27 protein-coding genes, 1 tRNA gene and 1 pseudogene are annotated in these 25,583 nt (G+C 60.8%); 16 read left to right on the forward strand and 13 right to left on the reverse strand.

Annotated elements, in window-relative coordinates:
* Positions 1–42: 42 nt before the first annotated feature.
* Together M5C71_RS23400 and M5C71_RS23405 are read right to left on the reverse strand one after the other, a co-directional pair.
* Positions 43–1,386 carry an ATP-binding protein gene (locus M5C71_RS23400; protein WP_248768839.1) on the reverse strand — a complete coding sequence of 448 codons (1,344 nt, stop codon included), beginning with the start codon at positions 1,384–1,386 and terminating at the stop codon, positions 43–45.
* The gene (locus tag M5C71_RS23405; RefSeq protein ID WP_248768840.1) at positions 1,383–2,042 is read right to left on the reverse strand and encodes a response regulator transcription factor; all 660 of its coding nucleotides are present in this window, start codon (positions 2,040–2,042) and stop codon (positions 1,383–1,385) included. Before M5C71_RS23405 ends, M5C71_RS23400 begins: the two co-directional genes overlap by 4 nt.
* Before the next feature lie 197 nt (positions 2,043–2,239).
* Here M5C71_RS23405 and M5C71_RS23410 point away from each other — a divergent pair, with 197 nt between their 5' ends.
* From M5C71_RS23410 to M5C71_RS23435, 6 genes and pseudogenes are all read left to right on the forward strand, one after another.
* Positions 2,240–2,710, forward strand: coding sequence for a DUF2271 domain-containing protein (locus M5C71_RS23410; protein ID WP_103495284.1), 471 nt, complete (start codon positions 2,240–2,242; stop codon positions 2,708–2,710).
* A gap of 25 nt (positions 2,711–2,735) precedes the next feature.
* Entirely contained in the window at positions 2,736–4,916 is a 2,181-nt protein-coding gene (locus M5C71_RS23415; RefSeq protein WP_248768841.1) for a PepSY domain-containing protein, read from the forward strand.
* Positions 4,906–5,901, forward strand: a complete 996-nt coding sequence (locus M5C71_RS23420) for an FAD:protein FMN transferase (RefSeq protein WP_152739984.1) — start codon at positions 4,906–4,908, stop codon at positions 5,899–5,901. The genes M5C71_RS23415 and M5C71_RS23420 overlap by 11 nt, the downstream gene beginning before the upstream one ends.
* Positions 5,902–5,955: 54 nt before the next feature.
* Positions 5,956–6,414 carry a hypothetical protein gene (locus M5C71_RS23425; RefSeq protein ID WP_248768842.1) on the forward strand — a complete coding sequence of 153 codons (459 nt, stop codon included), beginning with the start codon at positions 5,956–5,958 and terminating at the stop codon, positions 6,412–6,414.
* Between the two features lie 4 nt (positions 6,415–6,418).
* Positions 6,419–6,511: pseudogene (locus tag M5C71_RS23430) on the forward strand (RidA family protein); the annotation flags it as partial.
* A gap of 1,164 nt (positions 6,512–7,675) precedes the next feature.
* Positions 7,676–8,529 (forward strand): IS5 family transposase gene (locus tag M5C71_RS23435; RefSeq protein ID WP_103495021.1). Its coding sequence is split into 2 segments (ribosomal slippage): positions 7,676–8,017 and positions 8,020–8,529, totalling 852 coding nucleotides; the frame shifts between segments, so codons are not numbered across the junction.
* Between the two features lie 200 nt (positions 8,530–8,729).
* Here M5C71_RS23435 and M5C71_RS23440 read toward each other — a convergent pair.
* The 4 genes from M5C71_RS23440 to M5C71_RS23455 all read right to left on the reverse strand — a co-directional run bounded on the left by M5C71_RS23440 (position 8,730) and on the right by M5C71_RS23455 (position 10,400).
* Complete coding sequence (locus M5C71_RS23440; RefSeq protein WP_248768843.1) at positions 8,730–8,936, reverse strand: hypothetical protein; 207 nt, start codon at positions 8,934–8,936, stop codon at positions 8,730–8,732.
* A gap of 289 nt (positions 8,937–9,225) precedes the next feature.
* A complete protein-coding gene (locus M5C71_RS23445) occupies positions 9,226–9,522 on the reverse strand; it encodes a ferredoxin family protein (RefSeq protein WP_103495289.1) in 297 nt (98 codons plus the stop codon).
* Complete coding sequence (locus M5C71_RS23450; RefSeq protein ID WP_103495290.1) at positions 9,519–9,833, reverse strand: hypothetical protein; 315 nt, start codon at positions 9,831–9,833, stop codon at positions 9,519–9,521. The genes M5C71_RS23445 and M5C71_RS23450 overlap by 4 nt, the downstream gene beginning before the upstream one ends.
* 12 nt (positions 9,834–9,845) lie before the next feature.
* Positions 9,846–10,400, reverse strand: a complete 555-nt coding sequence (locus M5C71_RS23455; RefSeq protein ID WP_248768844.1) for a sigma-70 family RNA polymerase sigma factor — start codon at positions 10,398–10,400, stop codon at positions 9,846–9,848.
* A gap of 374 nt (positions 10,401–10,774) precedes the next feature.
* Here M5C71_RS23455 and M5C71_RS23460 point away from each other — a divergent pair, with 374 nt between their 5' ends.
* Positions 10,775–11,536 carry an SDR family oxidoreductase gene (locus tag M5C71_RS23460; RefSeq protein WP_248768845.1) on the forward strand — a complete coding sequence of 254 codons (762 nt, stop codon included), beginning with the start codon at positions 10,775–10,777 and terminating at the stop codon, positions 11,534–11,536.
* A 104-nt stretch (positions 11,537–11,640) separates the two neighbouring features.
* Here M5C71_RS23460 and M5C71_RS23465 read toward each other — a convergent pair.
* Positions 11,641–11,728: transfer RNA gene (locus M5C71_RS23465), tRNA-Ser, on the reverse strand.
* A gap of 122 nt (positions 11,729–11,850) precedes the next feature.
* Between M5C71_RS23465 and M5C71_RS23470 the strand changes: the two genes are divergently transcribed.
* The 7 genes from M5C71_RS23470 to M5C71_RS23500 all read left to right on the forward strand — a co-directional run bounded on the left by M5C71_RS23470 (position 11,851) and on the right by M5C71_RS23500 (position 16,106).
* The gene (locus tag M5C71_RS23470; RefSeq protein WP_218226906.1) at positions 11,851–12,519 is read left to right on the forward strand and encodes a Bax inhibitor-1/YccA family protein; all 669 of its coding nucleotides are present in this window, start codon (positions 11,851–11,853) and stop codon (positions 12,517–12,519) included.
* Positions 12,520–12,630: 111 nt separating this feature from the next.
* Complete coding sequence (gene tusD / locus M5C71_RS23475; RefSeq protein WP_100940103.1) at positions 12,631–13,023, forward strand: sulfurtransferase complex subunit TusD; 393 nt, start codon at positions 12,631–12,633, stop codon at positions 13,021–13,023.
* A 1-nt stretch (position 13,024) separates the two neighbouring features.
* Entirely contained in the window at positions 13,025–13,387 is a 363-nt protein-coding gene (gene tusC, locus M5C71_RS23480) for a sulfurtransferase complex subunit TusC (RefSeq protein ID WP_248747125.1), read from the forward strand.
* Positions 13,387–13,686, forward strand: a complete 300-nt coding sequence (gene tusB, locus M5C71_RS23485) for a sulfurtransferase complex subunit TusB (RefSeq protein WP_103498225.1) — start codon at positions 13,387–13,389, stop codon at positions 13,684–13,686. The genes tusC and tusB overlap by 1 nt, the downstream gene beginning before the upstream one ends.
* Positions 13,683–14,018: a TusE/DsrC/DsvC family sulfur relay protein gene (locus M5C71_RS23490; RefSeq protein WP_248768846.1), complete on the forward strand. Its 336-nt coding sequence runs from the start codon at positions 13,683–13,685 to the stop codon at positions 14,016–14,018. The genes tusB and M5C71_RS23490 overlap by 4 nt, the downstream gene beginning before the upstream one ends.
* The gene (locus tag M5C71_RS23495; protein ID WP_248768847.1) at positions 14,015–15,016 is read left to right on the forward strand and encodes a glycosyl transferase family protein; all 1,002 of its coding nucleotides are present in this window, start codon (positions 14,015–14,017) and stop codon (positions 15,014–15,016) included. The genes M5C71_RS23490 and M5C71_RS23495 overlap by 4 nt, the downstream gene beginning before the upstream one ends.
* 88 nt (positions 15,017–15,104) lie before the next feature.
* Positions 15,105–16,106 carry a glutathione S-transferase family protein gene (locus tag M5C71_RS23500; RefSeq protein WP_248768848.1) on the forward strand — a complete coding sequence of 334 codons (1,002 nt, stop codon included), beginning with the start codon at positions 15,105–15,107 and terminating at the stop codon, positions 16,104–16,106.
* Between the two features lie 182 nt (positions 16,107–16,288).
* On the opposite strand, the gene cysG is transcribed toward M5C71_RS23500, so the two are convergent.
* The 6 genes from cysG to M5C71_RS23530 are packed head-to-tail and all read right to left on the reverse strand — an operon-like array spanning position 16,289 to position 23,788.
* Positions 16,289–17,683, reverse strand: coding sequence for a siroheme synthase CysG (cysG, locus tag M5C71_RS23505; RefSeq protein ID WP_177104216.1), 1,395 nt, complete (start codon positions 17,681–17,683; stop codon positions 16,289–16,291).
* Positions 17,684–18,964: a serine--tRNA ligase gene (gene serS, locus M5C71_RS23510; RefSeq protein ID WP_103498220.1), complete on the reverse strand. Its 1,281-nt coding sequence runs from the start codon at positions 18,962–18,964 to the stop codon at positions 17,684–17,686.
* Between the two features lie 15 nt (positions 18,965–18,979).
* The gene (gene crcB, locus M5C71_RS23515) at positions 18,980–19,354 is read right to left on the reverse strand and encodes a fluoride efflux transporter CrcB (protein WP_100940095.1); all 375 of its coding nucleotides are present in this window, start codon (positions 19,352–19,354) and stop codon (positions 18,980–18,982) included.
* The gene (locus M5C71_RS23520) at positions 19,351–20,676 is read right to left on the reverse strand and encodes a replication-associated recombination protein A (protein ID WP_100940094.1); all 1,326 of its coding nucleotides are present in this window, start codon (positions 20,674–20,676) and stop codon (positions 19,351–19,353) included. The genes crcB and M5C71_RS23520 overlap by 4 nt, the downstream gene beginning before the upstream one ends.
* Before the next feature lie 19 nt (positions 20,677–20,695).
* Positions 20,696–21,319 (reverse strand): outer membrane lipoprotein chaperone LolA, encoded by a 624-nt coding sequence (gene lolA / locus M5C71_RS23525; RefSeq protein WP_103498219.1) that lies wholly within the window; start codon positions 21,317–21,319, stop codon positions 20,696–20,698.
* A 57-nt stretch (positions 21,320–21,376) separates the two neighbouring features.
* Positions 21,377–23,788, reverse strand: coding sequence for a DNA translocase FtsK (locus M5C71_RS23530; RefSeq protein WP_248768849.1), 2,412 nt, complete (start codon positions 23,786–23,788; stop codon positions 21,377–21,379).
* A 157-nt stretch (positions 23,789–23,945) separates the two neighbouring features.
* Between M5C71_RS23530 and trxB the strand changes: the two genes are divergently transcribed.
* Together trxB and aat are read left to right on the forward strand one after the other, a co-directional pair.
* Complete coding sequence (trxB, locus tag M5C71_RS23535; RefSeq protein ID WP_103498217.1) at positions 23,946–24,896, forward strand: thioredoxin-disulfide reductase; 951 nt, start codon at positions 23,946–23,948, stop codon at positions 24,894–24,896.
* Positions 24,896–25,576 carry a leucyl/phenylalanyl-tRNA--protein transferase gene (aat, locus tag M5C71_RS23540; RefSeq protein WP_248768850.1) on the forward strand — a complete coding sequence of 227 codons (681 nt, stop codon included), beginning with the start codon at positions 24,896–24,898 and terminating at the stop codon, positions 25,574–25,576. The genes trxB and aat overlap by 1 nt, the downstream gene beginning before the upstream one ends.
* Positions 25,577–25,583 lie beyond the last annotated feature (7 nt).

Below are 25,583 nucleotides of genomic sequence, written 5' to 3' on the forward strand. Positions count from 1 at the left end.
CCTCAAACCTGAGTGCTGGCGCTTGAAGCCAAATGGCGGCGCTCAACCGGACAGCGTCGGCGCGAGATGAAATTGGATGGCAACTTCGAAACCATCTGTCCTGCCCGGCGCAGGTGAGGCTAGCGTCATGCTTGCCTTGACCCCATGGACAATGGTCTTTGCGATCGCCAGGCCCAGCCCCGAACCACTGCTCTCGCTACTGCCCCTGACAAAGCGCTCGGTCAGGCGCTGCAACACCGGCTCCGGCACCGCAATCCCAGCATTGACCACCCGCAGTAGCCCCTGGTTGGTGAGACTGACCTCGACCGGCTGATCCGTAGCGCCGTACTTCAACGCGTTCTCGATCAGGTTGCGCAACAGGATGCCGAAGGCGTCCGGATCGATTGCCGCACAAACACTGGCCCGCGCCGGAAGTTGCAAGTTGATCCGCCGACCGCTGTTCTGGTTCCACTCATCAACCACATGGGCCAGCAAGGGAATCAGGTCCTGGGGCGTTTCGGACAGCAGCCCGCCCCCTTCGGCCTTGGCCAGTTGCATAAGCTTTTCCGAGAGCCGGATCAACTCCCGCAAGGAGCTTTCGATCTTGGTCGCACGCACGCGCAACGGCCCCTCGGGAGCTTCGTGGCGCAGTCGCTGGGTCTGCGCCAGGGTCGCGGCCAACGGTGTACGCAGTTCATGGGCACTGTTGGCGGTGAAGCTGCGTTCTGTCTCCAACGCCTTGCGCAAGCGTTCCAGCAGATGATTGACCGCCTCGGCCAGCGGATCGATTTCAGCCGGCAGGCGCGCCACCTTGATCGGCGACAGATCACCGACGCCACGAACCTCGACAGCCCGGCGATAGGCCAATACGCTGCGCAGGCTGATCCGCACCAGCAGCCAGGTACCCAGCAGACTGATGGGAATCAGCGCCAGCAACGGCAACAACAAGGCAAACAGCGCTTCGCGCGCGGCTTCACGACGATGGCTCAGGGGCTCGGCAATCTCGATGAACACCGCTCCATGCCGCGCACTGGCGCCGTACAGGCGGTACTTTTCAGTGGTGGAAAAGCCTTCGCTCGGCGGTTTGCTGAAGATCTCCGGGCTGGCGTCATGGGACTGCATGAGGATTACACCCTCGGCATCGCGCACCCGATAAGCCAGATATTCCTTGTGCATTCTCAAGGTGGGCACGTGTTGTGCCTCGGGCGCCCGGTCACGACTGCCGATCTCCAGCACCGCCAACGGCAGGATGCGTTGCGCGGTTTCTTCCAACGCACTGTCGAACGCTTCGTTCAGCTCATTCTGCACCACCAGCCAGGCGCCGACAGTGCCCCCCAACCACAGCAAGGTCAGGCCCAGGGTCAGGCCCAGGCCCAAGCGTTTCTGCAGGCTTGCGGACGGCTTCATTCGCAGATCAACCGGTAACCCATGCCACGCACGGTTTCAATCATCTCCCGGCCGAGCTTTTTACGCAGGCGGCTGATATAGACCTCGATGGTATTGCTCTCGATTTCGGCGCCAAAGGCATACAGCCGCTCCTCAAGCTGTGACTTGGACAGCAGCGCCGTGGGACGTTGGACAAACGCCTCGAACAGCGCCCACTCACGGGCCGTGAGGTCCACGATCAGGCCGCCGCGCTGCACCGTGCGGGCACTCATATCGACCTGCAGATCGCCGAGTCTGATGTGCGGGTTGGGATTGCCGCTGTACCGTCGGGCCACGGCGGCAACCCGGGCCGAGAGTTCAAACAGATCGAACGGCTTGACCAGGTAGTCGTCGGCACCGGCATTGAGGCCGGCTATACGTTCGGATATCTGATCCTGGGCGGTCAGGATGATCACCGGTGTCACATCCCCCGCCGTGCGCTGCTGACGCAGGAAGTCCAGCCCGCGACCGTCCGGCAGCATCAGGTCGAGCAGGATCAGGTCGTAAGGCGTGGTGCGCACGCTACTGCGTGCATGGTCCAGGCACTGCACCCAATCCACGGCGTGGCCGTCGTCGGCGATCTGCTCGCGTACGGCATCCCCCAGTCCTACGGCGTCCTCGACCAGCAAAACCCGCATGCGGCACCTCTCGTGATGGTTGTCGTGGCACACCTTAAACGCCTTTGCTGACGTGAACCTGAAGATTCAGGTGATTGTCAGGAATGCGCTCCAGGGTATGCCACGCAGACCTCCTCCGGCAGCTGTTTCCAAGGGTTCAGGTTGCTGTCAGCCGGCAGGTCCAGACTCTTGCCACACCGTTCAAACAGGATACCGTCATGAAGACCCTCATCGCCGCAACCTGCCTCGTCGGCGCCCTCGCCCTGCCGGAGTTGGCACAGGCCCGTGAAGTGACCCTGACCACCCAGCTCAAGGACTACAGCGGTAGCGACGCCTATCTGGCGATCTACCTCACCGACGGCAACGGCCAGTACCAGAAAACCCTCTGGGTCGCCGGCCGCAAGGCCAAGTATTACCGGCATCTGAGCGACTGGGCGCGGGGGAGCGGCCAAAGACCCGCCGAATTTGATGGGATCAGCGGCGCCAGCGTCGGCAGCGGCGACACCCTCAAGGTCAGCGTCGAGCTGGCGGACACGTTGATCGATGCCGGGTTCCAGATCCGTATCGACAGCGCCGTGGAGAACCAACGCGAAGGCCGTGCCGACGTCAGCGTGCCCCTGACCGCCAAAGGGGCGGGCAAGACAACCCTCGGTAATACCTACGTCAAGTCCTTTACCTACGACCTGTAACACCTGCTGTTTCCGGAGGCTGAACATGCTTCGCCAATTCCACTCACTGCCCGGCCTGATCGCTGCATTGCTGGTTATGCTCCTGGCCATCAGTGGCGCGCTGCTGTCCATTGACCCGGCCGTCGAGCGCCTGCACAGCGTTCCGAGTGCCACCGGGCAGGTCACTGTCGGGCAATTGGCCGGGCGCGTTGCCGAGCATTTCCAAGGCGTGGAGCAGATCCGCCGCACCGCGTCCGGAACGGTAATCGTCTACTACAACCAGAACGATCAGGCCGCGATGGAAACGGTCGATCCATTGACCGGCCAAGGCCTCGCGCCCTATGCACCGTCGTCCTTTTCGCGCTGGGTGAAAGACCTGCATCGCTCACTGTTCCTCGGCACACCGGGCCATGCCGTATCCGGCGCCGGCGCGTTATTCATGCTGATGCTGTCGGTGTCCGGCGCGCTATTGCTGGCGCGGCGCCTGGGTGGCTGGCGCAATCTGCTGCGCCCGCTACGGGGCACGTTCAGCCAGCGCTGGCATTCGGAAGTCGGACGCCTGGCCCTGCTCGGCCTGCTGCTGTCGGCACTGAGCGGGCTATACATGTCCGCCGGCACCCTGGGACTGATCGCCGACGGCAGCCAGGATGAACCGCCCTTCCCCAGTGGGATCAATGTTGCTCCGGCATTACCCGTGGCGAGTCTGCGGGCCTTGCAAACCACCGACCTGAATGATCTGCGCGAGCTGGTTTACCCCAGCCCCGACAACCCACAGGACCTGTTTTCCCTGCGCACGGCACAGGGCGACGGCTACGTGAATCCGGCCAGCGGGGAGTGGCTGTCCTATCAGCCCCATGACGCGATGCTCAGGATTTACGAATGGATTTACCAGTTGCACACGGGCGAAGGTCTCTGGTGGCTGGGCCTGCCACTCGGTGCCTGTGCGCTCTGCGTTCCCTTGATGAGCATGACCGGCGTCCTGCTGTGGTGGCGCCGCCGCCAGGCCGGTCCGGAGCTGAGCCACAACAGCGACGCGCAATCAGCCGACAGCGTGATTCTGGTCGGCAGCGAAAACAACAGCACCTGGGGCTTTGCCGAGGCTCTACATCGAGCCTTGCACCAGGCCGGCCATCAGGTACACAGCACCTCGATGAATGAATGGACTGGCCAATACCCTGGCGCCAAGCGTCTGTTCATTCTCACCGCGACCCATGGCGACGGCGATGCACCCGCCTCCGCTTCACAGTTCCTGGCGCGGCTTCGTGAGACCGGCCTCAACCCCGGCCAGCCCTTTGCCGTGCTGGGCTTTGGTGATCGACAGTTTGCCCGGTTCTGCCAGTTTGCCCATCAGATCCAGAACGCGATGCTGCAAGCCGGCGGCTCGGCGTTGCTGGCACTGGAAACCATCAACCGCCAATCCTCCCAAGAGTTTGCCCGCTGGGGATACGCACTGGGAAGAGTACTGGGACAGGACCTGACACTGACTCACACGCCCGAGCGCCCGCGCACCCAGGCACTGCGATTGACGGGGCGCATCGTCTACGGCGAACAAGTGAATGCGCCAACCCAGATACTGCGTTTCAAGGCGGTCGGCGAGTTACCGAGTTTCCAGGCCGGTGACCTGGTAGGGATCCTCCCCCCGGGCAGCCCGGTACCTCGCGTCTACTCGCTGGCCAGTCGTTCGGAGGATGGCGTGCTGGAAATCTGCGTCCGTAAACATGAAGACGGCCTGTGCTCGGGGTTTCTGCATGATCTGGACATCGGTGCGCAGATCGACGTCTTTATCCAGCCCAACCCGCAATTCCGTCCGGCATCCGGCAGCCAGCCGGTGATCCTGATCGGGGCCGGGACCGGTATCGGTCCCCTGGCCGGCTTTATCCGTAACAACAAGGAGCGTAACGCGATGCACCTGTATTGGGGTGGACGCCACCCGGCCTCGGACTTTCTCTACGAACCGGAGCTCAAGCGCTATCTGGCTGACCGACGCCTCACGGCCTTGCGCGCGGCTTTTTCCCAAACCCAGGAGCGCAGCTACGTGCAGGACCGACTGATCAACGATGCGCTGTCCCTGCGCCGGCTGATTGAAAAAGGCGCCCAGGTATTGGTGTGTGGCCGTCGCGAAATGGCCAGGGCGGTGATGCAGGCGCTGGATGAAGTACTCGCGCCTCTCGACCTCAGCGTGATGACCCTGAAAGCCCAAGGACGCTACCGTGAAGATGTCTACTGAGCTGCAACGCTACAGTTTGAGTGGCGAAACCATGGGCACCCGCTACACCGCCTTGTTCTACGCCGCGGCGGGGATCGATACCGATGCCATTGGCCAGGACCTGGCGCACGCCGTGGGCCGGGTGGACCAGCAGATGTCGACCTGGAAGGCCGACTCCGACCTCAATCGCCTCAATGCCGCCCCCGAACAGGAATGGGTGCCGGTACCCAGGGAGATGATCGGGGTGTTGTCCGCGGCGCTGCGAATCAACCAGCAATCCAATGGCGCCTTTGACATCGCCGTTGGTGATCGGGTACAGGCCTGGGGATTCGGCCCAGGCGAACAGACGGTCACACAACCGCCGTCCGCGACGAGCCCGCCACCGGCCCGCCTGTCGGCCAGCGCGGCCCTGGTGGTCGATACACGACGCAATCAGGTGCGCAAGCGCGCCGCGCTCAACCTTGATTTGAACGGTATCGCCAAGGGTTTCGGCGTGGATGAACTGGCCCGCAGCCTGGAAGACGTTGGTATCACACAGTACCTGGTGGGTATCGACGGCGAAATGCGCGCCCGTGGCGCCAAACCCGACGGCAGGGCCTGGGCCGTGGCCCTGGAAAAACCCAACCGAGGCGTACGTGAAGTGATGGGGGTGATGGAGCTCAGCGACGCCGCCATTGCAACCTCCGGCGACTACCGACGGTGGGTCGATGTGGCCGGTCGATCCTACGCCCACACCATGGACCCGGCGACCGGCGCACCGCTGAGCAACAACCTCGCGGCCGTCACCGTAGTGGCGCCAACCGGCCTGCTCGCCGACGCCTGGGCCACGGCCCTGATGGTGCTGGGCGAAAACGAAGGTCCACGCCTGGCTCAGGAGCGCGGCATGGATGCCTTGTTCGTGTTACGCGACGGGCAGGACTTCAAGCAGATATACGTTTCTGCTGGAAAAGTCGCCTTCTTTTCGACCTCACCTGCGTCAAGCCTTTCCAATGAGCCAGGACATTAATAAGGCGCCGACTGAGCGGCATAATGCGGTTCCAATCATCCAAGGAGCCGGGCCATGTTGTTTTCTGCCTATACCGAAGAATCCCTCAGCGGAATCGGTCATGTCGTCCAGGACATCGAGCAAGTCAACAGACACACCGATGGGTTGCGAAACCGTCTTTCCGGCCTTTTCGAATTAACGGCGAGCCGGTTTGGCGTGAGTTTTTCCATTCCCTCGGGGAGCTACTTCCAGATTGAAGGCCACTTTGGCCTGGTCAGGGCCAACCTGGTCTATGCAAATGAGGGGAACGGGACATTCGCTCGCGTGGTGCTGCGCAAACACACGCTGGATGAGCAGGGAAAAGAGGCATGGCCAGAAATCTGGGCGTTCAGGATTCTGAAGGATGGCGATATTTTGATGAGCGATGCTGGCCCGGTCCTCTACAACTCATGGAATACACCAGACGGGCAGAGAGACGTCGCCACTCAGCCTCTGATTGAATCAATCGTCTTGTCTGCCATGAAGCCTCGGTAAGCCGGCAGGTTGCACCTTCGACGATGTTCAGGACGTGACGGTTTTCATGGTAGAGCCGTGGAAGATCTTCGAAGAGGTGTGGGAAATGGTCCCGGAGTAGAGCACCTGCCCTTATTGCACTCTTTCAGAAAATTAGCGAGCCTAATCAATGATAAAGGCGCGTCACGCCTTACACCTGACGCGCCTTTACAATCGCACTAAAACTAGTGACCGTAAGAAGTCGTACCGACATAAGTTTTTGCGGCGGCCGTGTTATTAACTTGCCTTACTCGGTACGTACCCAGCGCTCCCAAATACGAAGCGGTAGTACCGGTATTACCTGCAACCTGCACCCAACTCCCCCCAGTCTGCTTGTCAATATACAACTGCGGGGTACTCCCTGCACCAGAGGCTGTGATAGTAGAGGCGATGTTAGCCGTGGTACAGGTCGAGCCAATCGTGAATGGACCGTAAGCAATCACTGTCCCATTGGCAGGAATAGTTCCAGTGTAGGTATCCTTAATTGTCAAGCAGGCCGATGCTTGAAACGATAGAGGCAGCAAAGCCATGAGAGGCAACAAAAATAAACGCTTCATATATTTCCCTATATTGATGTGAGTTTTTTAATTAATTACTCCTGACAGATGCCTGCTGAGCGCGCCGACCAGGAAATATCACTTTTCAACCATACCTAATAAACTAGCGATTACCAGGATTATGCCTCCATACACACCCCTATTATGAGCCACATAAAATCGTGAAATAACGGGCAAGAAAAAACGACTCGAGAACAGCCGCTGATCGACTCAAACAATATTGGCCGAACCCATCAGCGCAACTGTAGCGGACCGACGATCAATTCGAAGCTTGAGGCGAACAATGCGCCTCGAACAGGATAAGCGCGCGGGGTATTGAAGGCGCAAGAACTACAGCTTAACAACATCATCACCTCACAACTCCCTGAGCATGAAATGGCTATAAAACCAACGAGCCATTCCTGCAATTTTCCATATGCAAATATTTAGACACACCTCATCAATGCGCGTCAACGGCTCGCTCTAATTTTTCCAGGCCTTAGTGGAGGATCTTTCTAAAAACCAGGTTTAAGCCCAAGGTTCTCGACGCCATTTGGCATAGAACCTCCGGACATGATGGCCATTTTTGTCAATGCCCATCCGTTGTGCTGCGTTAGGTTTTGTATGAAAACCTTTGAAACCCCATCGCGGCCCCTGACGGCCTGAGTTTCCGTAGAGTTCTTGCCATTTAGGCGAAGGACTCTGCCATGCCCAAACGATACGAACTTTCCGACGCAGACTGGGAAATAGTCGCTGATCTTTTTGCTGAACATCGGCGCACCGGGCGCCCAAGAGTCGACGACCGCTTGATGCTCAACGGCGTGCTGTGGGTGCTTTGCTCCGGTGCAGCATGGCGGGACATGCCTGAGCGATTTGGGCCTTGGTCGACGGTCTATCAGCGATTTCGAGACTGGCGAAACCAGGGCACCTTCAACAAGATGCTCAAGCGGCTACACGTCAAACTTAATGCACAAGGTCTGATCGACCTGAATACCTGGTGCATCGACTCAACGGCAGTGAAAGCCACCCGAGCCTCTTCCGGCGCAGGCAAAAAAGGGGGGCGCAAGAACCAGCGGACCACGCACTTGGACGAAGTCGGGGTGGACTGACGACGAAAGTTCACATGGTCTGCGACGCCCGAGGCATACCGCTCCACTTCACCCTCTCTGGTGGTCAGGCAAGCGACATTTCACATGCTCAACCGCTGCTCGATGGTGTCCACATCCCCTCTGGTCGCGGTAGACCACGCAAGCGATGCCGCTGGCTCTTGGCAGACAAGGGGTATGACGCTGACTCGTTGCGCCGGTACTGCGATCGTTATCGAATGCAGCCGGTGATTCCCCTGCGGGACATGAAACGCAAGCCAAAGCCCGGCTTGCCGCGTCTCTTCGACAAGCCCAAATATCGGCAGCGGAATGTAATAGAGCGGTTATTTGGTTGGCTTAAGGAACACCGCCGCCTGGGAACACGCTATTGCAAGCTGGCGGAAAGCTTCGCCGCGATGGTCACACTGGCTTGCTGGCGGCGGTGTCTACGACATTTCTTTTCGTACAGTGCCTAGAGCACAGAGACTTTATTTCCTCTTATTTGGACCACGCCTGTGTGTGGGGGGGGGACCCCAATACCCGCATCAGTCTGATAAGCTGCGATTTATTAAATTGATGCTCATACAAACGCTCCATTACCCCATTTGCGAATGGTCTGACGAACAATCTCAATGATCAGCTCGATCAAGCCGGCGACTGGCTCGGCCTGGCGCAGTCAGAGCAAGCCGCTGGCTGCTTGCCCGAGCAGATTGTCCTGCGCTCCGGAGATGAGGTGCAGCGGAATATGCTGTTGAGCATCACTGGATGGGATTTCGAAGCTACACACTATCTGGAGGTGTAGCTCACTCAGTCCGGTCGACTCTTCTTCCTTTGCCTTGGCCATTCTCGCGTGGTTCGCTGCGATTTCATTGAGAGTTGACACGGTACATCTCCCGGTGACTGACCAAGCGTATCGCTGGAGTCCTGAAGCGTTGATGTGATTGCCGCCGCGTCAGAATTACGTCGTTCTGGGGCTGCTACGACCGTCCTCTGCAAGCCGCAAGCCAGAGAGGGTCGTGTATTGCGCGCCAGGTTTTTAGAGGCGACGAATGGTGTAGCGGCGTTATCCATAAGCTCGGGAGACGTTCCTGTATATCAGCCCGGTATGCAAAGAACGCGAGTATCTACCGGCCAGAGTTCTCCTTCCTTCATCAGAGGTGAACGTGCGACAGCTATGCTGTTCTGGCGAGCTTGATCGCGCTTTCGGGACATGCCGTCACGCAAAGGCCGCACGACCGGCAGGCATCCGCGTTAGGCGTGTACGCGACTTTCATTCCATGCACTCGTAGTTTGAGACGGTGCATCAAGCCGAGGTCAAGGTAGTCGACCTCGTCGATGCGCCGAATCTCAAACACATCCTCGGGACAGACCTCGAGACAATCGCCCTTACCTTCACAACGCTTCAGGTCGACGATTGGCGCAATCACGCCCGGCTGCTGTTTGCAATTGGTCTTTGAATTCTCGGTCATGTTCGATCTCCCACGTGCCGACCCCGGTCTGATCGGCAGGTCGTCTGAAATTGCTCCCGCTCTTCGGGCGTCATGGATTCCCATTTGCGCCAGTGACGTCGTTCGCGCCAGCCGCCGTGTCCGCGAAATCCGCCAAACAGAATTCGGCTCAACAGCAGCAAGCCCAACGCATGTGCGAAGTCGATCTCCCGGGCTCCGACGAATAGCCCCGGCATCACCCAATTCCATAGAACCATGACCACCCAGCCGAGCACGCCTATAGCCAACACCACCAGGAACGCCTTACCCACAAATCTGATTCGAAATTTCATCCGTCAACTCCTCTAAAATCCCAGTTCGTCGTAAATAGCCCGCAGCCGCTTGCGCAGATGCAAAACCGCGTAGCGTTTGCGCGCAAGCAGCGTATTGAGCGTGACACCGGTTTCCACCGCCATATCCTTGAAGGACTGCCCCTCTAGCTCGTGCGCAATGAATACCTCACGTTGATTCGGCGGCAACTCCTCGAGCGCATCCTGTAATGCCTTGAGCAAAAGCGCTCGCGCATAGGCGGCCTCGGGACCACCGTCTCGTGCAGGCAGGGCAAGGTCCAAGCGATACTCACTGCCAGGGTCATCCTCGTCGCCAGACAGTTCTGGCAGCGGCTGCTCTTTCTTCTTGCGAAAGCTATCGATGATGCGGTTTCGCGCGACGCGAAACAGCCACGCACTCGCCTGCTCGATCGGAGCTGGAAGTCGGTACGCCTGCACGAATTCATGGAATACATCCTGAAGGATGTCCTCGGCGTCGCCCGGATCGCGTATTCGACGCCGGATAAAATTGGCGAGCCTGGCGCGCTCACGCACCACGGTTGCAGTGATGTCTCTGTATCGTTCGGTCATCGTGTGCGCAATTAAGTGGCTCAATACGCCTGAAGACGTTTCAGAAACGCAAATATTGTGGTCGATTCGAAAAATCGAAGGTCCGCTTCAAGTCGGGTGCAACCGACTGCACCGGCCGAGGGTCGAGCAACGTTCGTGACTGGTTGTTTCGAGTCCAGGTCGAAGGAGAGAATTCAACCCGGGAAGGCGCAACACAAGAGGCCACGCAAAAAGCTTCCCGCCCGAACCAATCATTGTAAAACTGCGCCTGGCCGAAGTGGCCATGAGCAGCGGCAAGCCCCCCCTGTTGGCCTGCAAAAAAGCCAGCCTCTCAGAGCAGAGCTACAGAAGCGTCTACGGTGATGGCTCTCTAGCAACCCATTCGAGATATCCATATGAAACCCGATCCGACAATCGATAACGTATTACGCGTCGCGTTGGTTACAGGATCCACTTCCGGTATCGGCGCAGCCATTGCACGTGTACTAAGCCAGGCAGGCTATGCGCTGGTGCTCCATTCGCGAAATTCTGCGGATACGGGACGCGCTATGGCTGCCGAAATGAAGCAGGCTATTTACGTGCAAGCTGATCTTGCTTTCGAAGCTGACAGGGTCAGGCTTATTAACGAGGCGATCGCCGCGTGGGGGCAGCTCGACGTATTGGTCAATAACGCCGGTATCAGCAGAGTCATTCCCCACGGCGACCTGGCCGCTGCCAGTTCGACGGTGTGGCACGAACTTAACGAGATTAATGTCGTGGCGCCGTTCCACCTGGTCACATTGGCCGAGTCGGCATTGCGCGATGCCGCCCGTTACCGTCGAGCAGGTAGCGTCGTCAACATCAGTTCGCATGCCGGTATCCGTCCTAAGGGCGCATCGATTCCCTATGCGGTAAGCAAAGCGGCGCTTAATCACATGACCCGCTTGCTCGCGGTATCGCTTGGGCCGGAAATTCGCGTAAACGCTGTGGCACCTGGCTTGGTCGACACGCCTCTGACCGCAGAGTGGACAGAAGCCCAAGAGTTGTGGCGAACCCGCGCACCTATGCGCAGGGCCGCCAGCCCAGACGACATCGCAAAAGCTGTTTTAATGCTGGTCGAGTCGGACTACTTGACCGGTGAGATACTCCTGTCAGACGGAGGATTGAATCTGACCTAGGTTTTGCGTGCTCCGGTGGAGCGCATCAGAATTTTCAAGATTGCAATTTGACCACGCCAGAAACGACAAAGCCCCGGATTCCGGGGCTTTGAGGTATCTCGATATGGCGGAGGCGCAGAGATTCGAACTCTGGGACCTGTTACAGTCGGCAGTTTTCAAGACTGCTGCCTTAAACCACTCGGCCACACCTCCTATGTACTGCGGGCGCCATAATACCGGAATGAAACACACTGTCAAACTCTCGTGATAGCTTGTTACAGAGCCTCTGGTATGATCTTTGAGACTGAACATTTCAAACCCGAAGGAGTGTCGCCATGCGCGAACAGGATTACGCCGTTAACAGCGTGCAGGCTGAGCAGCTAGAAGTTAGCCGCGTCCTGCGCAACACCTACAGCCTTCTGGCCCTCACCCTCGCCTTCAGTGGCCTGACGGCCTATATCTCCCAGCAGATGCACGTCGGCTACCCGAACGTATTCGTGGTGCTGATCGGTTTCTACGGGCTGTTCTTCCTCACCAACAAACTCCGTGACTCGGCCTGGGGCCTGGTCTCCACCTTCGCCCTGACCGGCTTCATGGGCTACCTGCTCGGCCCGATCCTCAACCGCTACCTGGGTATGCAGGGCGGCTCCGAAGTGGTCAGTTCGGCCTTCGCCATGACCGCCCTGGTCTTCGGCGGCCTGTCGGCCTACGTGCTGATCAGCCGCAAGGACATGAGCTTCCTCAGCGGTTTCATCACCGTCGGCGTTTTCGTCCTGCTGGGCGCGATGCTGGCCAGCATCTTCTTCCACATCAGTGGCCTGCAGTTGGCGATCAGCGCCGGTTTCGTGCTGATCTCCTCGGCCATAATCCTGTTCCAGACCAGCGCCATCATCCAGGGCGGGGAACGTAACTACATCATGGCGACCATCAACCTGTATGTGTCGATCTACAACCTGTTTATCAGCCTGTTGCAGATCTTCGGCATCATGGGCCGCGATGATTGATCGCAGCTGTTAAGCAAAAAGCCCGCTTCGGCGGGCTTTTTCTTGCCCGCGATTTAGCTTCTTGGGGGTTCTGGCTTTATCATGACGGCAGGTTTGCTGACAGAGTCTCCCATGAAGTTTGCCATTGCGCTGTTTTCCGCGCCCCACGCGCCCTCCTCCCGCCGCGCCCTGCTGTTCGCCCAGGCCGCGCTCGCCGGTGGGCATGAGATTGTGCGGCTGTTCTTTTATCAGGACGGCGTGCACAGCGCGTCGAGCAGTGTGGTCACGCCCCAGGACGAGCAGGACCTGCCCCGGCAATGGGCGGATTTCGTCAGCGAACACCAACTTGACGGCGTGGTCTGCATCGCCGCGGCCTTGCGCCGTGGCGTGCTGAACGACGAAGAAGCCCAACGCTATCAACGCTCGGCGGTCAATCTGAGCGCACCCTGGGCCTTGTCCGGCCTGGGCCAGTTGCACGATGCGGTGCAAACCGCCGACCGCTTGATCTGCTTTGGAGGGCCTTGAAATGCCCAAGTCCCTGTTGATTATCAGCCGCCAGGCGCCCTGGTCCGGCCCGGCCGCCCGTGAAGCACTGGATATCGTGCTGGCCGGCGGTGCGTTCGATCTGCCCATCGGCCTGCTGTTCATGGACGACGGTGTCTTCCAGTTGATGCCCGGGCAGAACGCCAAGGCCCTGCAACAGAAAGACCTGACCGCCAACCTCCAGGCCCTGTCGCTGTTCGGCATCGACGAACTGTACGCCTGCGCCGACAGCCTGGCCGACCGCGGGATTTTTCCGACCCAGGTCGCCGGCGAAGACCTTGAGGTGCTCACCGCTGAACAGCTCAGTGCACTTGTTAACCGTTATGACCAGGTGATCACCCTCTGATGTCGACCTTGCATGTGTTGTCCCACTCCCCTTTTACCGACAGTCGCCTGGGCAGTTGCCTGCGCCTGCTGGGCAGCGAGGATGCGCTGCTGCTCTGTGGCGACGCGGTGCATGCCGTGCAACCGCGCAGCCTGCCGCTTGAAGCGCTGGAAGAACGCGCTGATGACCTGCGCCTGTTCCTCCTTGACGAAGACCTGCAAGCCCGCGGCCTGGAGTGCCCGACCTGGGCCACCAGCGTCGACTACCCGGCATTTGTCGAACTGTCGATCCGTTACGACAAGGTCAATACCTGGCTATGAACACGTTGACGGTGAACGGACAGGCCATCGCCCTGGACAAGGACGGCTACCTGGTCGAACTGGGCGACTGGTCGCCGGAAGTCGCGGCCGCCCTGGCCACGCGGGAAGAACTCGAACTGAGCCCCGAGCACTGGGAAATCCTCGAATTGCTGCGCGGCTTCTACCGCGAGTTCGACCTTTCCCCCGCGACCCGCCCGCTGATCAAGTACACCGCCTTGAAGCTGGGCGCCGAGAAAGGCAACAGCCTGCACCTCAACCGTTTGTTCAAAGGCACCCCCGCCAAACTCGCCGCCAAGCTGGCGGGCCTGCCCAAACCGACGAACTGCTTATGACCGAGTACACGCCGTTGATTATCGAAACGCCCGCCGAGCACCCGTTTGCCCAGTTTGTCCGCATCCTTGGCAAGGGCAAGCGTGGCGCCCGCAACCTGACCCGCGAAGAAGCCCGCGAGGCCATGGGCATGCTGTTAGACGGCAATGTCGAGGACACCCAGCTCGGTGCCTTCCTGATGCTGTTGCGCCACAAGGAAGAAAGCCCGGAGGAGCTGGCCGGTTTCACTGAAGCCCTGCGCGAGCGTTTGCAAGCGCCCAAGCTGGCGATCGACCTGGACTGGCCAAGCTACGCCGGCAAGAAACGCCACCTGCCCTGGTACCTGCTGGCCGCCAAGTGCCTGGCACAGAACGGCATCAAGATATTCATGCACGGCGGCGGCGCCCATACTGCGGGCCGTCTCTACACCGAACAGTTGCTCGAGACGCTGCAGATTCCATTGTGCCGCGACTGGCCGGCCGTCGAGCAGGCGATCGGCCAGGGCAATATCGCCTTTATGCCCCTGGGCGACTGGGCCGCGCCCTTGCAGCGGATGATCGACCTGCGCAACATCCTCGGCCTGCGTTCACCGATCCATTCCCTGGCGCGATTGCTCAACCCGCTGGGCGCGCGCTGTGGCCTGCAAAGCATCTTCCACCCCGGCTACCAGGCGGTGCACCGCGACGCCAGCGGCTTGCTGGGCGACACGGTGATCGTGATCAAGGGCGACGGCGGCGAAATCGAGGTCAACCCGGACAGCAGCAGCCATCTCTACGGCACCACCGGCGGCGAAAGCTGGGACGAGGAATGGCCGGCGCTGTCCGAGCAACGCCATGTGAAACCGGCGACCCTGGACCCCGAACACCTCAAGGCGCTCTGGCGCGGCGACGTCGAGGACAGCTACCCGCAACTGGCCCTGATCTCGACCATGGCCCTGGCCCTGCGCGGCCTCGGCACGCCCCGCGAAGAGGCCTTCGAACAGGCCCGGCGCTACTGGGATGCACGGGATAGATCGATCTGATCGATGATTAACCCCCAGGGTTTGCGCTATTTTTTCGAACAAAGGCCTTTAGACTGGACTCCATTGCACACTTGCCGAGGAGTTTCCGATGGGCCTTTTGATCGACGGCCGCTGGCATGACCAGTGGTACGAAAGCAGCAAAGACGGCGCCTTCCAGCGCGAACAGGCGCAACGCCGCAACTGGCTGACCGCCGACGGCAGGCCCGGCCCCAGCGGCGAAGGCGGGTTCAAGGCCGAAGCCGGGCGTTATCACCTTTATGTGTCCCTGGCCTGTCCCTGGGCCCACCGCACCCTGATCCTGCGCAAGCTCAAGGGCCTGGAAAGCCTGATCGATGTATCGGTGGTCAGCTGGTTGATGCTGGAAAACGGCTGGACCTTCGACAAGGCCTACGGCTCCAGCGGCGATGCGCTGGATAACCACACCTTCATGCACCAGCGCTACACCGCCGATACCGCCGACTACACCGGCCGCGTGACCGTGCCGGTGCTGTGGGACAAGCAATTGCAGCGCATTGTCAGCAATGAATCGTCGGAAATCATCCGGATGTTCAACAGCGCGTTCAATGGACTGACCGGCAATCAGCTGGATTTCTATCCCCAAGCCTTGCACCCGCAGATCGACAGCTGGAACGAACGCATCTATCCGGCGGTGAACAACGGTGTCTATCGCGCCGGGTTTGCCACGTCACAGGGAGCTTATGAAACAGCCTTTGATGATGCGTTCGGTGAGTTGGAGCAGTTGGAACGGCATCTGGCGGAAAGCCGTTATCTGGCGGGGGAATACCTGACGGAAGCGGATGTACGGCTGTTCACCACGCTGATTCGTTTTGACGCGGTGTACTACGGACACTTCAAGTGCAATCTGCGGCGGATTGCCGATTATCCGAGCCTGTCGAACTGGCTGCGAGAGCTATATCAATGGCCGGGCGTCGCCGAGACGGTGGATTTTGCCCATATCAAGGGGCATTACTACGCCAGTCACCGGACCATCAATCCGACCGGGATTGTGCCCAAGGGACCGGAGCAGGATTTCATGGGAAGCCATGATCGGGAAAAACTGGCTGGACGTGGTGTCTGGCGCGACCTCTAACACACCGCAAAACTGTAGGAGCGTGGCTTGTCCGGACGCCGCACCGCCGCGAAGCTTTTAGCGATCTCAAGGACCTCTTCGCGGGCAAGCCCTGCTCCTACAGGTTGATGTCGTGCACAAAATTGTGCTCGACACCGCACTTTAGATATCGTCAGGCCCAGATCCCACAGTAGGGATTTGCATCAAACCTGGGATTGTGCGCCTTCGAACCAGGCCAGTTTCTCGCGCAACTGCACCACTTCCCCGACAATCACCAGCGTCGGCGCATGCACTTCATGCTCCGCCACCAACTGCGGCAGATTCGCCAAGGTCCCGGTAAACACCCGCTGATTCGATGTAGTGCCCTGCTGGATCAACGCCGCCGGGGTCTGCGCCGAACGACCATGGGCAATCAACTGCTCACAGATCACCGGCAACCCGACCAACCCCATGTAGAACACCAACGTCTGCGCCGGTGCCACCAGATCCGCCCAGGGCAGGTCCGTGGAGCCATCCTTCAAGTGCCCGGTGACAAACCGCACCGACTGCGCGTAATCGCGATGGGTCAGCGGAATCCCGGCATAAGCCGAACAGCCGCTGGCCGCCGTGATCCCCGGCACCACCTGGAACGGAATCCCCTGGGCCGCCAGTTCTTCGATCTCTTCGCCGCCACGGCCGAAGATAAACGGATCACCGCCCTTCAATCGCAGCACACGCTTGCCCTGCTTCGCCAGATCAACCAGTTGCTGGTTGATCTGATCCTGGGGCACGGCATGATCGGCGCGACGCTTGCCGACATAGATCCGGTCCGCATCGCGGCGGCACAGTTCCAGAATCGCCGGCGCCACCAGGCGGTCATACAGCACCACATCCGCCTGTTGCATCAGACGCAGGGCACGGAAGGTCAGCAGGTCCGGATCACCCGGCCCCGCTCCCACCAGATACACCTCACCCGGCGCATTCGGCGGCGCACCGCTGATCTTCTCCAGCAGCAAGCGCTCGGCTTCAGCGCCTTGCCCGGCCAGTTGCCGGTCGGCAATCGGGCCCTGGAACACTTCTTCCCAGAACGCCCGGCGCTGCTGCACAGCCGGAAACAGGCCTTTGACCTGGCTGCGGAAACGCGCCGCCAAACCGGCCAACTGGCCGTAGGTCGAAGGAATCCAGGTTTCCAGCTTGGCCCGGATCAAACGCGCCAGCACCGGCGCATCGCCACCGCTGGACACCGCGATAATCAACGGCGAACGGTCGACAATCGCCGGGAAGATCACGCTGCACAAGGCCGGCGCATCCACCACATTGACCGGCACGCAGCGCCGATGGGCATCCGCCGAGACCTGGGCATTGAGCGGCTCGTCGTCGGTGGCGGCTATGATCAGCCCGCAACCGTCGAGGTCGGACTCAAGGTAACCGCGCAACAGCAACTCGCCGCCGCTGCCACTGACCAGCTCGCCCAGCTGACCCTCGACCTCGGGCGCGACAACCCGCAGCACCGCACCGGCATCGGCCAGCAGGCGGGATTTGCGCAAGGCAATCTCCCCCCCGCCGACCACCAGCACAAGGCGGCCACGCAGGTTGTGGAACAGCGGCAGAAATTCCATTTAGCCGATGACCTCGATGCCGCCCATGTAGGGCTTGAGCACTTCCGGCACACGGATCGAACCGTCGGCCTGCTGGTAGTTTTCCAGCACCGCCACCAGCGTACGGCCCACGGCCAGGCCGGAACCGTTCAGGGTGTGGACCAGCTCGGGCTTGCCGGTTTCCGGGTTACGGAAACGCGCCTGCATGCGACGGGCCTGGAAGTCTCCGCAGTTGGAGCACGACGAGATTTCACGGTATTTGTCCTGGCTCGGCACCCAGACTTCCAGGTCGTAGGTCTTCACGGCGCTGAAACCCATGTCGCCGGTGCACAGCGCCAGAACGCGGTACGGCAGCTCCAGCAATTGCAGGACCTTCTCGGCGTTGGCGGTCAGGCCTTCCAGGGCTTGCATGGAGGTCGACGGCTCGACGATCTGGACCATCTCGACCTTGTCGAACTGGTGCTGGCGGATCATGCCGCGGGTGTCACGACCCGACGCACCGGCTTCACTGCGGAAGCACGGGGTGTGGGCGACGAACTTCAGCGGCAGCAGTTTCGGATCGACGATTTCGCCGGAAACGATATTGGTCAACGACACTTCGGCGGTCGGGATCAGGTACAGGTCAGCTTCGCCTTCGCGGCTGATCTTGAACAGGTCTTCCTCGAACTTCGGCAACTGGCCGGTGCCCTGCAAAGCAGGCGCCTGGACCAGATAAGGCGTGTAGGCCTCTTCGTAGCCGTGTTCGGTGATGTGCAGGTTGATCATGAATTGCGCCAGGGCGCGGTGCAGGCGGGCAATCGGGCCCCGCAGCAAGGCGAAACGGGCACCGGACAGCTTGGCGGCGGTTTCGAAATCCAGCCAGCCGAACTTCTCGCCCAGGGCAACGTGGTCCTGGATCGGGAAGTCGAAAGCGGTCGGCGTGCCCCAACGGCGCACTTCGACGTTACCTTCTTCGTCGGCACCGACCGGCACGGACTCGTGAGGCAGGTTCGGCAGGCTCAGCAGGATCGCATCCAGATCCGCCTGGATCGCATCCAGCGCAACCTTGCCTTCACTCAGCTCGGAGCCCATGGTTTCAACACTGGCCATCAACGGCGCGATGTCTTCGCCGCGCTGCTTGGCCTGACCGATACTCTTGGAAACCGCATTGCGCTCGGCCTGCAATTGTTCGGTGCGGGTCTGCACCACCTTGCGCTGGTTTTCCAGCGCTTCGATGCGGGCGACATCGAGGCTGAAGCCACGGGAGGCCAGGCGATCCGCTACGTCCTGAAGGTTGCTACGTAACAGTTTGGAATCGAGCATGTCGGTTTCTCGTTATCAGAGTTTGGTCAAGGACAGGCCGGCCCAGGTCGCGAGCAGCCCGCCGAATACGCTGAGGGCCGCATAGCCCAGGGCAATCAGTACCTGCCCGCTTTCCAGCAGGCGCACCGTATCCAGTGAAAAGGATGAAAATGTGGTCAGGCCGCCGACAAATCCCACGATCAAGCCGGCGCGGATCTCAATCGGCACCTCGGGACGCAGCAAAAACAGACCGTAGAGCACGCCAATCACCAGGCAGCCCACGATATTAACGGCCAATGTCGCGGTATAGAAGTGCCGCGGCCAATTGGCGTTGATCAGGTTGCCGGTGGCGAAGCGCACCAGGGTGCCGATAATCCCGGCGAAGGAGACGGCAAGGACGGTGCGGATCAAGGCTTTCTCCGTTGTTTCGGGCTGTTGCGGTCAAGGGCCGCGAGGTGGTTGAGCTTTTCGCCGATCTTCAATTCCAGCCCGCGTGGCACTGGCTGGTAGAAGGGCTGGGGCTCCAGTTCTTCGGGGAAATAGTCCTCGCCCGCCGCATAGGCGTCGGGTTCGTCATGGGCGTAGCGGTATTCGTCGCCGTAGCCCAACTGCTTCATCAGCTTGGTCGGTGCGTTGCGCAGGTGCAGCGGCACTTCCAGCGAGCCATGTTCGGCGGCGCTGCGCATGGCGGCCTTGAAGCCCATGTAGACGGCGTTGCTTTTCGGCGCGCAAGCCAGGTAGGTAATGGCCTGGGCCACCGCCAATTCGCCTTCGGGGCTGCCGAGTCGCTCCTGCACATCCCAGGCCGCCAGGCACAGGCTCAGGGCCCGTGGATCGGCGTTGCCGATATCCTCGCTGGCCATGCGCACCACCCGGCGGGCCAGGTACAGCGGGTCGCAGCCGCCGTCGAGCATGCGCGCGAACCAGTACAGGGCGCCATCGGGATTGGAGCCGCGCACCGACTTGTGCAAGGCGGAAATCTGGTCGTAGAACGCCTCGCCGCCCTTGTCGAAACGCCGGCGGGTATCCCCCAGCAAGCTTTGCAGCAATTCGACGCCGATTTCCTCGCCGTCTTCAGCCAGGTCCGAGGCGTTTTCCAGCAGGTTGAGCAACCGCCGACCATCGCCGTCGGCCGCCGACAGCAGCATCTTGAAGCCTTCCTCGCCCAGGCTCAGCTGGCGCTTGCCGAGGCCTCGCTCTTCGCTCAAGGCCCGCTGCACCAGCTTGTTCAGGGCCGCTTCGTCGAGGCTTTTCAGCACATAGACCCGCGCCCGGGAGAGCAAGGCGTTGTTCAGTTCAAACGAGGGGTTTTCGGTGGTGGCGCCGATAAAGATCAGGGTGCCGTCTTCCACATAGGGCAGGAAAGCGTCCTGCTGGGACTTGTTGAAGCGGTGCACTTCGTCGACGAACAGGATGGTGCGCTTGCCGTACTGCCCGGCCTGCTGCTTGGCGATTTCCACCGCCTGGCGGATCTCCTTGACCCCGGCCAGCACCGCAGAAACGGTTTCGAAGTGGGCGTCCGAGACTTCCGCCAGCAGCCGCGCCAGGGTGGTCTTGCCCACCCCCGGCGGGCCCCAGAAGATCATCGAATGCAGCGCGCCCTGCTCCAGGGCTTCGCGCAACGGCTTGCCACGAGCCAGCAGGTGCTCCTGGCCGACGTACTCATCCAGGTTGGTCGCGCGTAAACGGGCGGCCAGGGGCTGGGCAATCGGGGCACGGCTGAACAGGTCCATGGCGGGCGTCTGAAACCTCTTATTCCTGGATCACGTCCGCACCCTTGGGGATGACGAACTTGAACTTGGCGGCGTCGATGGGTTCATTGGCCTTGACCCCGGTGAACAGCAGGTTGGTGCGCTGGCCGACGCTGTCGACCAGTTGCATGTCATTGATCAGGCCGTTGCGGAACGACAGGCGCAGACTGTCGAACAGGGTGTCCTTGGTTTTCGGCTTGAGGACGAAGTCGATCACGCCGCCGGCTTCCTTGGCACTGATATCGAAGCTTTCGCTGATCTTGGAGACATCACCGGAGAGCAGCAGGGCCGGGGTCTGGGTCAGGCGCAGGTCGAGCTTCTTGATGGTGACCTGTTCCAGGTCCGGGTCCCAGAGGGTGACCTTCTGGCCGTCGGAGATCATGGTCTGCTCCTGCGGCGCATCGGTGTGCCAGTAGAACAGGCCCGGGCGCTGGAGGGTCATCTCGCCGGCGGTTTCCTGCAACTGGGTACCGCCGCCGTCCAGGGTCAACTGCGAGAAACGCGCGGTCAGGGTCTGGGACTTTTCGAGCAATTGGGTCAAACGCGCCACGTCCTTCGGATCGGCGTGGGCCGACAGCGTGGTCAGGGCCAGAACCGGCAGCAACAGCATGCGGATAAAACGCATGGGAATCCTCATTGAACTCGTTGAAAGGGCGCGCCGCGTGACTCCACGCGGCGCGGATCAGTCGCGCGACGGCCCGGGGGCGAGTACTTCACGCGAGCCGTTGGTGTTCATGGCGGTCACGACCCCGGCCATTTCCATGGACTCGATCATGCGGGCGGCCCGGTTGTAGCCGATCTTCAGCTTGCGCTGCACCGCGGAAATCGAGGCCCGGCGGCTTTCCAGCACGAACTGTACGGCTTCGTCGTAGAGCGCGTCGGCTTCAGCGTCGTCGCTGTCGCCACCACCGCTGCCGCCGTCGAAGCCGCTGCCGGCCTCTTCAACGCCATTGAGGATGTCGTCGTTGTATTCCGGTGCTCCGCGCAGTTTCCACGCCTCGACCACCCGGTGAACCTCATCGTCGGAGACAAAAGCGCCATGCACACGAATCGGCAGGCTGGTGCCTGGCGGCATGTAGAGCATGTCACCGTGACCGAGCAATTGCTCGGCGCCGCCCTGGTCGATGATGGTCCGCGAGTCGATCTTGCTCGACACCTGGAACGCCATGCGCGTCGGGATGTTGGCCTTGATCAGGCCGGTGATCACGTCCACCGACGGCCGCTGGGTCGCGAGGATCAGGTGGATACCGGCGGCCCGGGCTTTCTGGGCGATACGGGCGATCAGTTCTTCGACCTTCTTGCCGACGATCATCATCATGTCGGCGAATTCGTCGACCACCACCACGATGGTCGGCAGTTTCACCAACAACGGCGCTTCATCGTGGATGCTTTCGCGGTTGTACAGCGGGTCGGTCAGCGGCGTGCCGGCGTCCTGGGCTTCCTTGACCTTGTGGTTGAAACCCGACAGGTTACGCACGCCCATCTTGGCCATCAGCTTGTAGCGCCGCTCCATCTCGGCGACGCTCCAGCGCAAGGCGTTGGCCGCGTCCTTCATGTCGGTGACCACCGGGCAAAGCAGGTGCGGAATGCCTTCGTAGATCGACAACTCGAGCATTTTCGGGTCGATCATGATCAGCTTGGCGTCTTCCGGGCCGGACTTGAACAGGATCGACAGGATCATCGCGTTCACGCCCACCGACTTACCGGAACCGGTGGTACCGGCCACCAGCAGGTGCGGCATCTTCGCCAGGTCGGTGATGACCGGCTTGCCGCCGATATCGTGACCCAGGGCCAGGGTGACCGGGGATTTCGCGTCGTCGTATTCCGGGGTCGAGAGCACTTCGGAGAAACGCACGATCTGGCGGTCCTCGTTGGGGATCTCGATACCCACGGTGGTCTTGCCGGGGATGACTTCCACCACCCGCACGCTGGTAACCGCGAGCGAACGCGCCAGGTCCTTGGCCAGGTTGGAGATCCGACTGACCTTGACCCCCGCCGCCGGTTGAATTTCGTAGCGGGTAATCACCGGCCCCGGATGGATGGAATCCACCGAGACTTCGACGCCGAATTCCTTGAGCTTGATTTCCAGTAGATGGCCGACGGCCGCTAGGGATTCCGGCGAGTAGTTGAGCTGCTTCTTTTCCGCCGGGTCGAGGATCGAGATCGGCGGCAAGGTGCCTTCCACCGCGCTGTCGACAAACAACGGCGCCTGTTTCTCTTTCTCCACCCGCTTGCTCTGCTGCACCGGTTTGACTGGCGCCGGGGCAATCACCGGCGGGATCTGCTTCTCGCGCTCGGACATATGCTTGCTGAGGGCCTGCTCGCGTTCGATCAGGCGCTCCTTGACCTTGGCCTGCTCGCGTTTGTCGGGAACGCTCGGCGCCACCACTTCGTGAACGCGGTCGTCGACCTCACGCAGTTGCGCCACCAACTGCTTGCGCTCGACCCGGGCCGACCACCAGCGATTCAGCGCGCCCTGGAACAATTCGAACAGGTCCAGGGTGATCTTGCCGGTGACGTCCATGACCTTGAACCAGGACAGGTCGGTGAACACCGTCAGGCCGAACAGGAACAGGGCGATGAACAGCAGCGTGCTGCCCTGGATATTCAGGGCGTTTTTCGCCAGGTTGCCGAGGCTTTCGCCCAGGGCGCCGCCCGCCCCTGCCGGCAGGCCGAAGGGCTGGTGGAAATGGATATGGGCCAGCGCGGCCCCGGACAGCACCAGGAACACCAGGCCGATCAGCCGCCAGGAAAACAGCCAGCCGCTCCATTGCCAGGGTTCGTGGCGCTGGCGGAAGATCTGGTAGGTCTTGATCGCCAGCAACAAGGGGAACACATAGGCGAAATAACCCAGCACCATGAACAGGATGTCGGCGCTGTAGGAACCGGCGGGACCGCCGAAGTTCTGCACGTTATCGATCTTGCTGTTGTGGCTCCAGCCGGGATCGTCCTTGCCATAGGTCAGCAAGGCCATCATCAGGAACAGGCACAACGCGCCGATAGCAATCAGCGCACCTTCCTTGAGGCGATAATGCAGCTGCTGCCGCCAGAGCGGAACGACTGCTTTAGAGGGTGTGGCGGTGGATTTCTTCAAAATGATTCACTGCTTCATTACATAACCGGCATTGTACGGATTTGTCCGCCCGATGCCACGCTGTCACCGCATGGGTGTAGCATAACCGACAGCACTTTTCACGCGGTTCAATTTGAGCACGCATTCTCTTTTGTGACAAAGGCTTATGAGGTGTTTTATGAGCGCAACCAAGCATTCACGCCTGATCATCCTGGGTTCCGGCCCTGCCGGTTACAGTGCGGCGGTTTATGCCGCCCGCGCCAACCTCAAGCCTTTGGTCATTACCGGCCTGCAAGCCGGTGGTCAATTGACCACCACCACCGAAGTCGACAACTGGCCCGGCGACGTCGAAGGCCTGACCGGCCCGGTGCTGATGGAGCGCATGCAGAAACACGCCGAGCGTTTCGACACCGAGATCGTCTATGACCACATTCACACCGCCAAGTTGCAGCAGCGCCCGTTTATCCTCGAGGGCGACAGCGGTATCTATACCTGCGACGCCTTGATTATCGCCACCGGCGCCTCGGCGCAGTACCTTGGCCTGCCATCCGAGGAGGCCTTTGCCGGCAAGGGCGTCTCGGCCTGCGCGACCTGCGACGGGTTCTTCTACCGCAACCAGGTGGTGGCGGTGGTCGGCGGCGGCAATACCGCGGTGGAGGAAGCCCTGTACCTGGCCAATATCGCCAAGGAAGTGCACCTGGTGCACCGCCGGGACAAGCTGCGTGCGGAGAAGATCCTCCAGGACAAGCTGTTCGAGAAAGCCGCCAACGGCAATATCCGCCTGCACTGGAACGAGAACCTCGATGAAGTGCTCGGCGATGCCAGCGGCGTCACCGGCGCCCGCCTGCGCCACAGCGACACCGACGAAACCCGCGAACTGGCGCTGACCGGGGTGTTTATCGCCATCGGCCATAAGCCCAATACCGATCTGTTCGAGGGCCAGTTGAGCATGCACAACGGCTATTTGCGGGTACAGGGCGGCAGCGAGGGCAATGCCACGGCAACGGAAATCCCCGGGGTATTCGCCGCCGGCGATGTCGCCGACCATGTCTATCGCCAGGCCGTCACCTCGGCCGGCGCCGGCTGCATGGCGGCGCTGGATGCCGAGAAATTCCTGGACGATAACTGATGCTGACCTGGTTACAACGCAACTCGCTGACCTTCCCGCCCCTGGCCAAGGCCATGCGCGAACCCAATGGCCTGCTGGCCGCCGGCGGCGACCTGTCCGCCGATCGACTGATCCAGGCCTATCGCCATGGCTGTTTTCCCTGGTTTTCCGAAGGCCAGCCGATCCTCTGGTGGTCGCCGGACCCGCGCACCGTGCTGTTTCCCGATGAATTGCATGTCTCCCGCAGCCTGAACAAGCTGTTGCGCCAGCAACGCTACCAGGTCACCTTCGACCGGGATTTCGCCGCCGTGATCCGCGCCTGCGCCGCCCCACGGGCCTATGCCGAGGGCACCTGGATCACTGAGGCCATGCAAACCGCCTATCTGCAATTGCATGAGCGCGGTTTTGCCCACTCGGTGGAGGTCTGGGATAACGATGAGTTGGTGGGTGGCCTCTACGGCCTGGCAATGGGCCAGCTGTTTTTCGGCGAGTCCATGTTCAGTCGTGCCGACAACGCCTCGAAATTCGGTTTCGCCACCCTGGTCCGGCACCTCAAGGCCTCGGGGTTCGTCCTGATCGACTGCCAGATGCCCACCGATCACCTGCACAGCCTTGGCGCCCGGGCCATTCCCCGGGAGGACTTCGCCCGCTACCTGGGCGAACATCTGGACCAGCCCAACAGCGCGACCTGGCTGCCCTGACCCACTA

The organism is Pseudomonas sp. MWU12-2345 (genome assembly GCF_023242385.1).
GTDB classification, from domain to species: domain Bacteria; phylum Pseudomonadota; class Gammaproteobacteria; order Pseudomonadales; family Pseudomonadaceae; genus Aquipseudomonas; species Aquipseudomonas gingeri_D.

Bases quoted from the DNA above. Each gene is read 5' to 3' on its own strand.
- aat (WP_248768850.1), top strand. From the start codon at position 24,896: ATGCTGACCTGGTTACAACGCAACTCGCTGACCTTCCCGCCCCTGGCC.
- M5C71_RS23450 (WP_103495290.1), bottom strand. From the start codon at position 9,833: ATGAAATTTCGAATCAGATTTGTGGGTAAGGCGTTCCTGGTGGTGTTG.
- tusB (WP_103498225.1), top strand. From the start codon at position 13,387: ATGTCGACCTTGCATGTGTTGTCCCACTCCCCTTTTACCGACAGTCGC.
- lolA (WP_103498219.1), bottom strand. From the start codon at position 21,319: ATGCGTTTTATCCGCATGCTGTTGCTGCCGGTTCTGGCCCTGACCACG.
- trxB (WP_103498217.1), top strand. From the start codon at position 23,946: ATGAGCGCAACCAAGCATTCACGCCTGATCATCCTGGGTTCCGGCCCT.
- M5C71_RS23520 (WP_100940094.1), bottom strand. From the start codon at position 20,676: ATGGACCTGTTCAGCCGTGCCCCGATTGCCCAGCCCCTGGCCGCCCGT.
- serS (WP_103498220.1), bottom strand. From the start codon at position 18,964: ATGCTCGATTCCAAACTGTTACGTAGCAACCTTCAGGACGTAGCGGAT.
- M5C71_RS23455 (WP_248768844.1), bottom strand. From the start codon at position 10,400: ATGACCGAACGATACAGAGACATCACTGCAACCGTGGTGCGTGAGCGC.
- M5C71_RS23400 (WP_248768839.1), bottom strand. From the start codon at position 1,386: ATGAAGCCGTCCGCAAGCCTGCAGAAACGCTTGGGCCTGGGCCTGACC.
- M5C71_RS23420 (WP_152739984.1), top strand. From the start codon at position 4,906: ATGTCTACTGAGCTGCAACGCTACAGTTTGAGTGGCGAAACCATGGGC.
- M5C71_RS23460 (WP_248768845.1), top strand. From the start codon at position 10,775: ATGAAACCCGATCCGACAATCGATAACGTATTACGCGTCGCGTTGGTT.
- M5C71_RS23415 (WP_248768841.1), top strand. From the start codon at position 2,736: ATGCTTCGCCAATTCCACTCACTGCCCGGCCTGATCGCTGCATTGCTG.
- M5C71_RS23445 (WP_103495289.1), bottom strand. From the start codon at position 9,522: ATGACCGAGAATTCAAAGACCAATTGCAAACAGCAGCCGGGCGTGATT.
- M5C71_RS23425 (WP_248768842.1), top strand. From the start codon at position 5,956: ATGTTGTTTTCTGCCTATACCGAAGAATCCCTCAGCGGAATCGGTCAT.
- M5C71_RS23470 (WP_218226906.1), top strand. From the start codon at position 11,851: ATGCGCGAACAGGATTACGCCGTTAACAGCGTGCAGGCTGAGCAGCTA.
- M5C71_RS23410 (WP_103495284.1), top strand. From the start codon at position 2,240: ATGAAGACCCTCATCGCCGCAACCTGCCTCGTCGGCGCCCTCGCCCTG.
- M5C71_RS23500 (WP_248768848.1), top strand. From the start codon at position 15,105: ATGGGCCTTTTGATCGACGGCCGCTGGCATGACCAGTGGTACGAAAGC.
- M5C71_RS23490 (WP_248768846.1), top strand. From the start codon at position 13,683: ATGAACACGTTGACGGTGAACGGACAGGCCATCGCCCTGGACAAGGAC.
- cysG (WP_177104216.1), bottom strand. From the start codon at position 17,683: ATGGAATTTCTGCCGCTGTTCCACAACCTGCGTGGCCGCCTTGTGCTG.
- tusD (WP_100940103.1), top strand. From the start codon at position 12,631: ATGAAGTTTGCCATTGCGCTGTTTTCCGCGCCCCACGCGCCCTCCTCC.
- M5C71_RS23405 (WP_248768840.1), bottom strand. From the start codon at position 2,042: ATGCGGGTTTTGCTGGTCGAGGACGCCGTAGGACTGGGGGATGCCGTA.
- M5C71_RS23495 (WP_248768847.1), top strand. From the start codon at position 14,015: ATGACCGAGTACACGCCGTTGATTATCGAAACGCCCGCCGAGCACCCG.
- tusC (WP_248747125.1), top strand. From the start codon at position 13,025: ATGCCCAAGTCCCTGTTGATTATCAGCCGCCAGGCGCCCTGGTCCGGC.